Genomic DNA, 12,480 nt, shown 5'->3' on the forward strand with positions numbered 1-12,480 from the left:
GGGCAGATGATGACTTGCGCTCGCTCAATGCGCAGATCGAATACGTGATGCGCGAGGCCTTGCGCAAGGCCGGACGCATCACGCCTGCCGGGAAACCCGAGCCTGTTCGCGACGATGAGGCATGACCCCCGGAACACCAGGCAGGGACAGACAGGTGGCGCGGTCAGGCCGGCACTTCGCGCGCTCCCTCAGCCAGGTATCCATCTCCGCCGCATCTGCTGGACGCCAATGACAATGTTGGCGCAATCTTGCCTTCAATTTTCTTGCCGCACCGGCTTTCATGAGGTCCTCCATGTCAGAACACAGTTGGAATTACCAGACGATCGAGATCAAGCCATCCTTCATGGGCAGTTTCGAGGCCGAAGCCATCAATGAAGTCCTCACCCGCGAAGGCCTCAAGGGCTGGGAACTGGTCAGCACGCTGAATGTCGGCCCGATGCGCCCGATCTTCCTTTTCCTGAAGAAGCCACGCTGAAATGCGTCGGTGGCTGACCGCGGGCATAGGATTGCTCCTGGTGATCGGGTTTGCTGCTTCCCACATGATGCGGGTATCGACAGCACCTGCCAGCTCATCATCCACGCCGGCAACCCGGACTGCAGCGCTGGACCCCGGATTGGCTCGCCTCGCCACGCAGTTCATCGACCTGCTCGACGCACAGGCTTTTGATGACGCGTTGGCCATGACTACACCCGAGATGGTCCAGGCACTTGGCGGTGGCAAGCTGCAGGGCATCTGGCAGGCGCTGCCCAGCCAGTTGGGTCCCCGCGAGTATCGTGGCGAACCACGCGGCCAGCTGATCGAAGGTCATGACGTCGTCACCGAGCGATTGCAGTTCAAGGAAGTGGCGCTGGATGCGCGCGTGGTCTTCGACAAGAACAAGCGTATTGCCGGTTTCCATATCGTCCCGGCGACCGACGCACCCGCTGCACCGACCAGCAGCGATCATTTCAGCGAGCGCGAGCTTGAAATCGATGGTGGCCCCGCCGCCCTGCCCGCAACCCTGAGCATGCCGCGCGGAGACGGACCATTCGCAGCCGTGGTGCTAGTCCACGGATCGGGCCCACAGGACCGAGACGAAACGCTGGGCCCGAACAAGCCATTCAGGGATATCGCCCACGGACTCGCCGGGCGTGGCATTGCGGTGCTTCGATATGAGAAGCGCACGAAAGTGAATCCAGGCTTGTTCGCGGGAAACATGTTCACGGTTGATGACGAAACGGTCGATGACGCATTGGCCGCAGTGGCCCTGCTTCGCACCCAGGCCCGAATCGATCCGGAGCGTGTCTTCGTAGCAGGCCATAGCCTGGGCGCCATGATGGCTCCACGCATCGGCCAGCGCGATGCGAAGCTGGCTGGTTTGATCCTGCTGGCAGCACCCGCCACCAAGCTCGAAGACACGATGCTGCGTCAAACCCGCTATGTGGCGCAGTTGGATGGCCAGAGCGAAACGGACATTCAGCAGCTGCTTGCTGCGCCGCAAGCGCAGGTGAACCGCATCAGGCAACTGGACTGGTTTGCCTCGGACAAGTCGGAACTGTTCTTCGGCGTTCCGGCCAGCTACTGGCTGGATCTCAATCACTACGATCCGATCGAGGTATCAAGGTCGCTCGACTTGCCGATGCTGATTCTTCAGGGCGAACGTGACTATCAGGTCACCACGACAGACGATCTGGTTCGCTGGAAAGCGGCGTTCGCGTCCAGCCCACGCGTGCAGATGATCGAGTACCCCGAGTTGGGGCACACCTTCATGCCAGCGTCGCAACCGCCTGGCCCCAATGACTACGCTGTTCCGGCAACAGTCGCTGCCGAGCTCATGGACGATATCGCGGCATGGATACGTTCGAATCCTTGAGCATGCTTGCCAGCCAAGCCGTATCGACTAAGCTTCAGGAATGAATGCTGATCTGCCGTTGCCACCTGCCCGCTGCGATACGACGCAGCGATTGCGCGTTATCGAAGCGTCGCGCGCCCTGGGGGTTCCGCCTGACTACGGCGCCTGCCACAGGCTTCGTGTCGTCCGTGAACCACGCAAACTTTCCAGTATCGGCGAAGACATCCACGGCCGCACGCAATGGATGGCACCTCGCGCTGCGCGGGCATGGACACGCATGCAGAATGCTGCCGCGAACGAAGGGATCGAATTGCAGGTCGTCTCCGCGTTTCGATCAGCCTCGTACCAACTGGTGATCATCGAACGCAAGCTCGAACGCGGACTGTCGATGGAAGAGATACTCCGGGTCAGCGCGGCACCGGGATACAGCGAGCATCACTCGGGACGCGTCGTCGATATCACGTGTCCCGGATTCGAAGCGCTGGAGGAGGAGTTCGAAAAATCCCCGGCGTTTGCCTGGCTGCAGCGCCACGCTGAAGAGCACGGTTTCGCTCTGTCTTACCCGCCCGACAATGTTCATGGCATCGCCTATGAACCCTGGCATTGGTGCTGGCACCGCAATTGATTCCTGAGCGCGACTATCAGCGACTCTTGTCCGCGCGAACGGCCGATTAAGGCAGCCCTGACTGACCGCATCAGGAGCCAGACAGAGCATTTTCACCCTACCATCCGGCACTGTCATTCACGATTCAGGCTCCGTGGAAAAGCGTGATGTAGGTACTTGTATAGGGATATAGTCAGGAATATGATCAGCCGGCGTCGCATTCGCGACGTGCGTCCCTGGGGAGGGACGACAACACATCATCGAGGTTTGACATGCACAAGCTCATTGCGGGTCTTGCGTTGTTTGCCGTGGGTATGTTGGGAGTTGAATCCGCCTCTGCTGCAGGCCTGGAGATCGTTCTTTCTCCATCCGACCGTGATCGTGGAGATGGAACCATCGAGTTCAGTCTTGTAAACCAGAGTTCAGCAACAGTAAGCGTCCTGCGCTGGCAAACGCCACTGGACGGTGTCACCAACGATCTGTTCATGGTGAGCCAGAATGGCAAGCCGGCCGTGTACACCGGACCGCTGTACAAGCGAATGGCGCCACGCGCAGGTGATTTCATCGAGTTGAAGCCGGGCGAGAGCCTGAACGCAAGCGTCGAACTGAGCATGTACTACGACATGCGCGCGGGCGGTCAATACCAGGTGAGTTACGACCGCATGGCCAGTGAAGTCATCCGAGAAGTCATGGTCGCTCAACGGGGCGGCGTCAGCGCCGGCCTGGAATCATTCGACATGAGCCGGGCCACCACTGCCGTCTACGCCGACTCGACGCCTGAAGCGCTGGACATGGATGCCGGAGACGACCGCGCCTCTGTCATTCCCTTGGCTGCGACCAACAGTTTTGTCAGTTGCAGCAACACCCGCCAGAGCCAACTGGCTACTGCACGCAATTCATCGATCACCTATGCCAGCAACTCCAAGAGCTACCTGACTGCCGGAACGACGGGAAGTCGCTACACCTGGTGGTTCGGCAGCTACAACAGCTCGCGCTATGCAACCGTACGCACGCACTTCAACAACATTTACAGCGCACTGTCATCCCAGCCCTACACATTCAACTGCTCCTGCACGGACAGTGGCACCTATGCCTACGTGTATCCGACCCAGCCCTACAAGGTTTACCTGTGCGGTGCTTTCTGGTCTGCGCCGAACACGGGTACGGATTCCCGGGCTGGCACCCTCGTACACGAGACCAGTCATTTCAGCGTGGTCGCGGGGACCGGTGACAATGCCTATGGTCAGACTGCCGCGCACAACCTTGCAGTCAGCAATCCGACCAAGGCCGTGGCCAATGCTGACAACCATGAGTATTTTGCCGAGAACACGCCCGCGCGAAACTAGCGAACGGAACCAAAAAAAGCCCCCGCACTGCGGGGGCTTTTTCGTTCCAGACTTCTACGCACGCCCTCGAATTCGAGATCCGAAAACCGTGCGACACAGATCAGTATCCGTACAATCCTGCGGCTTTCGCATGCGCCGCAATTTGCGCTACCGACAGTGCCTGGCCGTAGTAGAAAGCGACATGACCGAGTATCGAGTAGACGAAAGGCCGGTCGACACCGGGCGACGAAGCAACATGAACGCTGGGCGCAACGAGCGGGTACGGAAATCCGGAAAGTGACTGAATCTGCAGCAGGCGGCCGTTTACATAGATGCGCACCTGATCGACGCTCGTATCCAGAACAGCTGCCAGATGATAGGTCCGTCCGGCATACAGCCCCGAAAGATCCACGCGCGCACCATCGCCAACCCTGATCGACGGCTGCAGGTTCAGAACACCGAATTCCAGAAACGGAACCGCGGGCGAGTCATCGCCAATGTAGATGATCGGCTGCAACCCGGCACCGTTGGTTTGCGGGCTGTAGATTGCTTCAATCGTGATTGATCCAGTCGGATTGAGCAGGCCGGTAGGATTGCCGACGCCGATGGCCTTTCCATTGCCTTCGTTGAGGCGCAGGTAAGCAGAGTCGCTGGTCGGGAACAGGCGACTGAAACCTGGCTTCATGGTGATTGCTGCACCACTCAACGTGGCATCGATGCCGGCGGCGCCGGAGTCGACGAACGCGGTAGCACCGATCGCTTCATCAAGCTTGTAGTAGAGAGTCGGGTTGTCAGCAAGAATCACGGACTCGAGGGTCGGCTGTCCGGATCCTGCATTGATCGCCACCCAGGTATTGTTGTATCGCGCATAGGTGCTGCCGTCGGCAGGGGCATCGGGAAATGAACCGCCCGCCGGGCCGGCCGGGCCTGTATCACCGATGGGGCCCTGCATGCCGTCGGCACCGGTGGCACCAGCAACACCTTGCGGGCCAACCATGCCTTGCGGACCTTGTGGGCCAATCGGACCTGCCGGGCCGATGGGGCCAGCGGGACCGACAGGGCCTTCTGGACCGATCGGGCCCATGGCTCCAGGTTCGCCTTGTGCGCCCGCCGTTCCTTGGGCACCTGTTGCGCCAGCCGGACCAGCCGGGCCCTCTGGACCAGCGGGCCCGGTTGCGCCGACCGCGCCGGCATCACCCTGCGCGCCAGCGGGTCCAATTGGACCAATCGGACCAGCAATACCTTGTGGGCCTTCGGGGCCTGCCGGGCCCATCGGGCCGGGATTGCCATCAAGCGCGTACTGGGCGACCGGCGTAGTCGACACAGCCTGACGTGGCGTCAGTGGCTCGCCATTGACCGTAATCTGAAGCCAGCGCTGATCACCGGTGAAGGCGCCAGGAAACGCCAGGCTGACGGTAAACAGCCCGTCCGTCACCGGAAATTGGGGTTCGAGCAAGGTATCGCCGACCTGCAAGCCGCCAACTTCCGCATCATAGAGTTCGAAGCTGAGGTCAAACAGCCCATTCGAAGGCACGCCATTTTGCTGCAGCCGCCCCTGATAGGTGAAATCTGGTAGCTGCGCTGTCTGCGCAAGGACCGGTCCGGCCACCATCAGGACGATTGTGAATACGACGCTCAATAGTGACTTCATGGTTGGCATGCCTCAAAACCGTTGCGAAAAAGTGTATCCGTGGAACCGCTGTCGTCCCAGAACCCTGCGTAAACCTCATACGTATCGCCAGTGACGAGACCGGCAACAGGTTGCGCTGCGGTGCCGGCAAGTTCGAAGCACGGGCTTTGGGAATAGCTCACGCCACCGCCAGCGATGACCGCCTCGGTGATCGTGAACGTTGTGCCTGTTGGTACGGGTGCGGAGGGTCCGGGGTCCTGCGCATCGGCGCTGGCCGGAAGCAGGAATGGAACGGCACTGAGTGCGCTGACAAGTGCAAACACGCGCCATCTGCGTGTGCGCGATCTGCTGCCGTGGCACGAGAACATCATTTCCTGATTCCCTCTGATGCAGGCCCGTCCTTCCTGAGAAGGACTGGCCAAGGTGGTAACGCATCCAGAAAGTGCATCCCGAACTTTCGGACACTCACACCTCCCCCGTGACACACGTCACATTATGCACGCCTCAGGCCAAGGCGCAATCAGCCATCCGACCAAACGCAAGTGACTTCGCCGGCAAAAACGCGCGAAAACAGACAGTTGCTGTCAAACACGGTGGTGTGCCGGCTCCGCCGCAGTGCGCCTGGCTCATCCCGCGCGCAAGCATTGCTCGTCCATGCGCCCACGATTTTCAGTCGAATCAGCCACATGGGTACGGGACAGAGGCCCGAACTTGCCAATTCGCGGTTGTGCTCAACCCGACCTGGGCGACCTGACAAAGAGCACGGCGAGACTGGCCCAGGCCAGCAGGAAAGCTCCGCCGCCCAGAGGTGTCAGTACTCCGATCCCTCGGGGTGCGCCCAGCGCCATCGCGAACAGGCTTCCGCAGAACAACCCGATGCCTGCCAGGAATGCGAGCGTGGCAGTGATGCGCCAATTGACCGGCCCTGCGGGAACCAACCCCAGCAGGATCAAACCGAACGCGTGCCAGAAAAGGTACTCAACCGCCGTGTGCCACAAATCCATGGCCCCGGCATCCAGTTGCGCGCGCATCGCGTGTGCGCCAAACGCACCCAGCGCGACCGCAGACGCCGCAAGCACGCTTCCGGCCGTTCCCGATATGACTCGCCAATCACGCATCCCGGATTCCTGCGTTCGCCGATCCCTGGCCGCGCAGGCACGCCGATTCAAACGTGCCTGCGCATGGCTGAAGATGAATCACTTCACGGACTTCTTGCCGTCAGCAGACGCTTTTTCTTCCAGCGGCTTGAGCATTTCGTCCATGGTCTTGGTCATGCTGCTGATCTTGTGCGCCGGCAAGACGAAGCTCCAGCCATTGAACGCCGAGTTAAGGCGTGCGACTTCGGACTCCAGATCCGGGAGGCTTTGCCGGGTCTCCGTTTCTGCAGCGTCCTCGTCCGCGTCAGCCGGTTCATCCGGACCTCTGCCATCCTCGGCAGCACCATTGTCATCCGCATCTGAGGCAGGATCGCTGGCAATATCCTGTTGCGCTGCCTGCAGGTATTGCTCCGCAAGATCCTTCTCCAGCGATGCCACGAAGCTTGCGTAGCGGATGTCGCCTTGTGTCCAGATCGAGCCATCCACGTTGATGCCCTCGAAAGTCGTGAAGCGGACCCGGGTTGCAGATTCTGCCGGGGCGACATCGCTGACCGGCGCCACGTCGTCGATGCGCAGATCAGCAAGCGCGGATGCCAGCCCACTCGCCGCATAGTCGGAAACGGGCTCCCGGCCCTTCGGCAGATCGGCAATGCTGTATTGCGTGTCCTCAGGTGCATTCTTGAAAACTCGCAGTGTCTTGCCATCCGCCTGCGTAATCGTCACCGACGCGATGCGGTCGGCGTTGATGTTGGCGAGATCCTTCTGCAACCAGTCCTTTGCGTTGCGATCGGCGATCAGGTTCCCCTTGGCGAGCCAGCTTTGGGCTTCGTCGTTGCGCCGCACGTAGGTGCCGGCGGCCTTCGTGTTGAAGACGCCGGCTATGAAGTCGACCGGCTTGGCCAGTCCCTCGATCGCAACCTGGATTCCCTTCGCATCAGGCTCGCTCAAATCGGCAACGCCAAGATCCGCATAGCGCTCCCGACTCGCGGTCTTCTGCTCGATCAGACTGCTGTCGGCGACCCTCAAGAGGTATTCGCGCAGCTTGCCGACGTCGGCGGGATAACCGCCCTTGTCGGCAACAACCCAGCCCTTTTCGCCGCGCTCAAGCGTTACAGCGGACTGTTGGCCAGGCGTGGATATCTTCACCGCGATGACATCGTTGATCTGCTCTGCCAGGTCGTCAACCAGGTTCCCGGCCTGTGCGCTGTGTTCGCTGACAGGCTTGCGCGAGTGATCGATGGCAATGGCCGCTGCAATGGCGACCACGCAAACAACGCCCAGCCATACCAGGGTTTTCTTGTTCATCATTCGATTTCTCCGTTCCTCATCCCTTGCGCCGGCGACGTCGAACGCGCCAGATCGCGAATGCAACGGCGCCGATTGTCACCAGTAGCGGCACCAGGACAATGTTCAGCAACTTGAGCCGGCTGCCGAGAGACTCGATCTCTGCATCCAGCGAACGACGTACATCACGGAGCTCCTTGCGGATGTCGGATTTTCGCTGACTGAACTTGTTGAGCTCCGATTGCTGCTCGGGCGACATGATCATGGCCTGGTCACGCGTCTTCGCGCCCTGCAACTCGACCAGCTTGCGTTCGGTTTCCTGCAGTTCGTCCTGCAGTTCCTGCTCCTTGGCGCGGAAGCGATCATCCGCTTTGCGCTTGAGTGCCTCGACCGTGGTGAACGGTCGCCGCGAAGTTGCCCGTCCGCGCACCGAGATCAGTGCTGAAGAACCGGTCAGGTTTTCGATACCGTTGAGGACGAGATCACCATTATTGGCGAAGGCATTCAGCAGCTTCTGCCCAAGGAAGTTCTGCACGTTGACCCAGAGACGATCAGCGAGCAGGTCGGTGTCCGCTACGATGATGACTTGCCCCTCTTCGCCGGACTCGGACAGATGGCCTTCGTTCGTCCGATCCGGGAACGCCGTCTTGAACTTGCCTTCGACACGACCGGCGATGACATAGCGCTCGCCGCTTGGCTGGAAATCGACCAGCAACGAGCGAGGGTCGGGCGACATGCGCAGGCGGCTGGCCGGGGCCGACATGGCATCACCCGAACTCTGCATGAGTGGCACAAGCTTGCTGGTCGCATCCTTGGCCAGATCGATATAACCGGCACTCGATACGTTGATCGAATTCAGGTTGGCCGTAAGCACGTCCTCACCATTCAACTCGGCAGCCGTCAGGCCGATGATGCCGGGATGACGCACCGGCGGCTGGCCCTGGCCGATGCTGACCTGGACCGCACGCGTGCGATCGAGCACGACGTTGGCCGGATCGTATTCAATGCCCCAGGCCTTGAACAGTTCAGGCAGGTTGCTCGAATGGTCGGCAAACATCGCGGCCTGAGGATTCTGTGGATCAACGCCCGAGCTATCGAGCTCCGCATCGGGGTCGACGAAAACCAGCAGGTGCCCACCGCGAAGGACAAACTGGTCAATCGCGTAGCGTGCATCTTCGGATAGGTCCTTCGGATGAACGAGCACGAGCACGCTGATGTCAGCATCAATCGATGTCAGGCCCTGCCCTTGCAACTGGCGCAAGTCGAAGGACTGTGACAACTGTTGCTGGATCGTCCATGGTTCACGCATCTGCTGCGTGGCCTGATCGAATCCGGGCCCCATGTCGAGCCCGGAAATCAGGCCAATGACCGGCTTCTTCGGTGTAGCCAGGTCGTGGACCAGCTTGGCCACGTCGTACTCGAGGAACGATTCCTTGGCCGGATCGAAGAATGCAACTGCGGCCTGGCCATCGGTCGAGTTGGTGCCGGCCAGTCCGAGGAAGATCGACTCGCCAGTTCCGTTGTTGACCGGGACCGGCGTCAGCCCGTAGCTGACCGCGCGGTCCTCGTCCTCCGAGAACGGAAGCGGATCGATCACCTCGAGGGTGAGTCGTCCATTCGAACGCGCGGCCATTTCCTCGAGCATTTCACGCACGCGGATCGCGTAGGTGCGGATCTGCGGCAGATCTTGCGTGCCCTTGTCGGAATAGAACAGGTACAGGTTGATCGGCTCGTCGAGGGTGGAGAGGATTTCATTGGTGCCCGGCGACAGCGTGTAGAGGTTGTTTTCGGTGAGGTCGACACGTGCGCCGCGGAACAGCACGTTGACCAGCAGCATGACGGCAATAAAAAGCACGATCAGTACGAACAGTGCGCCGCCGGAAAGAGTCTTGCGATGGGATGTCATTCCTGGAATTCCTCAGTCGGCTTTCTTGAGATCGATCACGATGGCGCTCGCGTAGAGCCAGAATCCGATCATCAGGAGAAAATAGAGAAGATCACGCAGGTCGATGACGCCTTTGCTGATCGATGCGAAGTGGGTCAGGAAACTCAGGCTGGCAATGGCATCGACAACCGCTTGTGGCGCCCACCCGCGGAACACCTCGAGCACGAGCGGAAAACCCGCCATGATGAGCACGAAGCAAGTCACCACGGTGAGAATGAAAGCCACGACCTGGTTGCGGGTTGCCGCAGATATGCACGAACCGATGGCGAGGAAGGACCCTGCCATGAGCATCGCGCCGATGTAGCTGGTGACGATTACGCCGTCGTCGGCATCGCCGAGGTAGTTGACCGTGATCCAGAGCGGGAACGTCAGTACGAGGGCGATCCCGATGAAGGCCCAGGCCGCGAGGAACTTGCCGAGCACCGCCTGCCACATCGTGATCGGCAGGGTCAGCAGCAACTCGATCGTGCCGCTCTTGCGCTCCTCGGACCACAGGCGCATTGAAACGGCGGGAATCAGGAACAGATAGAGCCATGGCAGGAAACTGAAGAACGGCATCAGGTCAGCCTGGCCACGCTCGTAGAAACCGCCGAGATAGAACGTGAACGCACTGGAAAGGACCAGGAAGATCACGATGAAGACATAAGCCACCGGCGTTGCGAAGTAGCTGGCGAGTTCACGCCGGAATACGGTTGTGATCGCACTCATGCCCTAGCCTCCCCTGCATCTGCACCCTGGGTAATGCTGCGGAATACCTCGTCTAACCGGCCGCCTTCGAGAGCCAGTTCACGCACCACGATATCGCCTTCTTTCAAGGCCTCGTTGACGGCGGCATAGATGCTGCGACCCGGCTTCGGGAATGCGGTGATCCGACCATCCTGCTTGTCGACTTCGATCGATGCGACATCAGGAATCCGGGCCAGAGCCTCTCGCGCCGCCTTGGTATCGGTAGCCGTCAGCGAGACTGCCTGGTGATAGCGCGAGCGCGCCTCCAGTTCGGCAGGCGTTGCATCGGCGAGGACCCGTCCACGCGCGATGATGATGGCGCGGCTGCAGACGGCGTGGACTTCCTCGAGCACATGCGTCGACACGATGATGGTCTTGTCGCGTGCCATCGCATTGATCAGGTTGCGCACCTCGTGCTTCTGGTTCGGATCGAGTCCGTCGGTGGGCTCATCGAGAATCAGCACCTTGGGATCGTGCAGGATGGCCTGGGCCAGGCCGACGCGCCGCTTGAAGCCCTTCGAAAGCGTTTCAATCGGCTGCTCGAGTACCGCTTCGAGATTGAGCCGACCTATGGCATCGTCGAGTCGCTTGCTGCGTGTGCTACCGCCCAATCCACGCACATCGGCGATGAACAGGAGGAATTGGCGCACGCTCATTTCGCCATAGCTCGGCGCGCCTTCCGGCAGGTAGCCGATCACGCGGCGCGCTTCCAGTGACTGCTGTTCGACGTCGAACCCGCAGACCTTGGCGCTGCCCGAAGTCGGTGCCAGGAAGCCTGCGATCATTTTCATCGTAGTCGACTTGCCGGCGCCATTCGGGCCAAGGAAGCCGAGGACCTGCCCCGGCTCGACCTTGAACGTGATGCCATCGACGGCGACGAGGTCGCCATATCGTTTTCCCAGAGCTTGGGTTTCAATCATGATCGAATCACCCTTTGATTCCGTTGTCATGGGCCCCGCCAGACCGCGGGGCGTTCAGCTGGACCGCTGGCGCATAATCCGGGACATCAGGACCCACCGGGGAAGAAAACCGGGGAGATCGACGCCAAGGATTGCGAGCGATGCGCAATGTACCGCAGAAGGGGGCAAAAAGTTCCCGAGATCGGCGAAATTCGGGGATCAGAGCGGTTCTGCAGTCGGATAGCGACGCCCGTCGCGCAATGGCCTGAAGCACGGAGCATCCGTGAAAAATGATTCGCTTGTCGACGCCGGGTTCCATCCCGGAATACCGGAGAGCGGAATCGGACGCTGATCCTGGGGATCTCTCAGCGCCAATCCGCCTTCGATCAACCGTGCGACATGGCAGTCGACTCTTGGCCGGATGCTTTCAGGATGGTTGATCGCGGATGCGATTTCGCCCACATCGGTCTCCAGTGCGAGCGCCTTGGCCACGAGCAGTCGCTCGGGCTGCAAGGCCAGCTCGAGTATCGCGTGCCCGAACACGAATACTGCAATTCGAGATCCCCAGGCCTCGCGCTCGCGCCAGAACAGACCATGCCAGTCATGGCGGTCCCACAACTCCAGGAGTTCCGGATCACTGCAGAGAACAATCGCTCCGGCCTCGTCGAAATGGGTCATCGCGCACTGCGCACGCGTCCGTTCGCGCCGGCCAACTACGGCGATATCCGCGCATTGCGCCAGATTCAAGGCACGCTTGATACGCGGGTAGCGCAGCCAGACGAGCGCATTCAACAAGTCATGCCAGTTGCGCTCGCGTGTTGCCAACTGGCCACGCCGGATGCGCTCTTCATAGTGGAGGTCATCAGCAAGCAGTGTTGGCGATTGCGCGACAAGCCGTGGCCGATCGATACCGTCATCCTGGATTGCCCGCTGGCGCAACGCGTCAAGTTGCTCGACCGAAGGCCAGGCCTCGGGCCAGAGCTCACCACGCAGTTCGCCTGCCCAGTCCGCCAATGGCTGGCGCGCGAAAACGCCGCGATCCACTTTGTCGATTGCCGGCGCGATGCTGCGCACTGAAATCCTGCCCTTGCCTCAACGAGCGCATATTCTGACGGGTTTGCGAGTTGATGGAGAGGAC

General features: G+C 60.5%; 12 protein-coding genes and 1 pseudogene. 5 read left to right on the forward strand and 8 right to left on the reverse strand.

Features of this window, described 5'->3' with window-relative positions; genetic code table 11:
- The 5 genes and pseudogenes from WBP53_RS10860 to WBP53_RS10880 all read left to right on the forward strand — a co-directional run.
- A pseudogene (locus WBP53_RS10860) lies at nt 1-125 on the forward strand (Arc family DNA binding domain-containing protein); the annotation flags it as partial.
- Nucleotides 126-292: 167 nt separating this feature from the next.
- Nucleotides 293-475, forward strand: coding sequence for a DUF4177 domain-containing protein (locus WBP53_RS10865; protein ID WP_423928798.1), 183 nt, complete (start codon nt 293-295; stop codon nt 473-475).
- Nucleotides 476-515: 40 nt separating this feature from the next.
- Nucleotides 516-1,853, forward strand: a complete 1,338-nt coding sequence (locus WBP53_RS10870) for an alpha/beta fold hydrolase (protein ID WP_423928800.1) — start codon at nt 516-518, stop codon at nt 1,851-1,853.
- A gap of 40 nt (nt 1,854-1,893) precedes the next feature.
- Nucleotides 1,894-2,457 (forward strand): M15 family metallopeptidase, encoded by a 564-nt coding sequence (locus WBP53_RS10875; protein WP_423928802.1) that lies wholly within the window; start codon nt 1,894-1,896, stop codon nt 2,455-2,457.
- A 251-nt stretch (nt 2,458-2,708) separates the two neighbouring features.
- On the forward strand, nt 2,709-3,782 hold the full coding sequence (locus WBP53_RS10880) for a M35 family metallo-endopeptidase (protein WP_423928804.1): 1,074 nt from the start codon (nt 2,709-2,711) through the stop codon (nt 3,780-3,782).
- 100 nt (nt 3,783-3,882) lie between these two features.
- Here the strand turns inward: WBP53_RS10880 and WBP53_RS10885 are convergent, their stop codons facing one another.
- The 8 genes from WBP53_RS10885 to WBP53_RS10920 all read right to left on the reverse strand — a co-directional run bounded on the left by WBP53_RS10885 (nt 3,883) and on the right by WBP53_RS10920 (nt 12,416).
- The gene (locus WBP53_RS10885; protein WP_423928806.1) at nt 3,883-5,412 is read right to left on the reverse strand and encodes a LamG-like jellyroll fold domain-containing protein; all 1,530 of its coding nucleotides are present in this window, start codon (nt 5,410-5,412) and stop codon (nt 3,883-3,885) included.
- A complete protein-coding gene (locus tag WBP53_RS10890; protein WP_423928808.1) occupies nt 5,409-5,714 on the reverse strand; it encodes a hypothetical protein in 306 nt (101 codons plus the stop codon). The genes WBP53_RS10885 and WBP53_RS10890 overlap by 4 nt, the downstream gene beginning before the upstream one ends.
- A gap of 408 nt (nt 5,715-6,122) precedes the next feature.
- Nucleotides 6,123-6,509, reverse strand: a complete 387-nt coding sequence (locus WBP53_RS10895; protein WP_423928810.1) for a DUF423 domain-containing protein — start codon at nt 6,507-6,509, stop codon at nt 6,123-6,125.
- A 78-nt stretch (nt 6,510-6,587) separates the two neighbouring features.
- Nucleotides 6,588-7,796 (reverse strand): DUF4340 domain-containing protein, encoded by a 1,209-nt coding sequence (locus WBP53_RS10900; protein ID WP_423928812.1) that lies wholly within the window; start codon nt 7,794-7,796, stop codon nt 6,588-6,590.
- 16 nt (nt 7,797-7,812) lie between these two features.
- Nucleotides 7,813-9,678 carry a GldG family protein gene (locus WBP53_RS10905; RefSeq protein WP_423928814.1) on the reverse strand — a complete coding sequence of 622 codons (1,866 nt, stop codon included), beginning with the start codon at nt 9,676-9,678 and terminating at the stop codon, nt 7,813-7,815.
- Between the two features lie 12 nt (nt 9,679-9,690).
- Nucleotides 9,691-10,425: an ABC transporter permease subunit gene (locus tag WBP53_RS10910; RefSeq protein WP_423928816.1), complete on the reverse strand. Its 735-nt coding sequence runs from the start codon at nt 10,423-10,425 to the stop codon at nt 9,691-9,693.
- Nucleotides 10,422-11,363, reverse strand: coding sequence for an ABC transporter ATP-binding protein (locus WBP53_RS10915; RefSeq protein ID WP_423928818.1), 942 nt, complete (start codon nt 11,361-11,363; stop codon nt 10,422-10,424). The genes WBP53_RS10910 and WBP53_RS10915 overlap by 4 nt, the downstream gene beginning before the upstream one ends.
- A gap of 198 nt (nt 11,364-11,561) precedes the next feature.
- On the reverse strand, nt 11,562-12,416 hold the full coding sequence (locus WBP53_RS10920; protein WP_423928820.1) for a DUF3025 domain-containing protein: 855 nt from the start codon (nt 12,414-12,416) through the stop codon (nt 11,562-11,564).
- Nucleotides 12,417-12,480 lie beyond the last annotated feature (64 nt).

It is taken from the genome of Dokdonella sp., from assembly GCF_049593775.1.
Taxonomy (GTDB): Bacteria; Pseudomonadota; Gammaproteobacteria; order Xanthomonadales; family Rhodanobacteraceae; genus Dokdonella.

Coding starts and splice junctions, on each gene's coding strand:
- WBP53_RS10865 (WP_423928798.1), top strand. CDS start 293: ATGTCAGAACACAGTTGGAATTACCAGACGATCGAGATCAAGCCATCC.
- WBP53_RS10875 (WP_423928802.1), top strand. CDS start 1,894: ATGAATGCTGATCTGCCGTTGCCACCTGCCCGCTGCGATACGACGCAG.
- WBP53_RS10880 (WP_423928804.1), top strand. CDS start 2,709: ATGCACAAGCTCATTGCGGGTCTTGCGTTGTTTGCCGTGGGTATGTTG.
- WBP53_RS10885 (WP_423928806.1), bottom strand. CDS start 5,412: ATGAAGTCACTATTGAGCGTCGTATTCACAATCGTCCTGATGGTGGCC.
- WBP53_RS10895 (WP_423928810.1), bottom strand. CDS start 6,509: ATGCGTGATTGGCGAGTCATATCGGGAACGGCCGGAAGCGTGCTTGCG.
- WBP53_RS10900 (WP_423928812.1), bottom strand. CDS start 7,796: ATGATGAACAAGAAAACCCTGGTATGGCTGGGCGTTGTTTGCGTGGTC.
- WBP53_RS10905 (WP_423928814.1), bottom strand. CDS start 9,678: ATGACATCCCATCGCAAGACTCTTTCCGGCGGCGCACTGTTCGTACTG.
- WBP53_RS10910 (WP_423928816.1), bottom strand. CDS start 10,425: ATGAGTGCGATCACAACCGTATTCCGGCGTGAACTCGCCAGCTACTTC.
- WBP53_RS10915 (WP_423928818.1), bottom strand. CDS start 11,363: ATGATTGAAACCCAAGCTCTGGGAAAACGATATGGCGACCTCGTCGCC.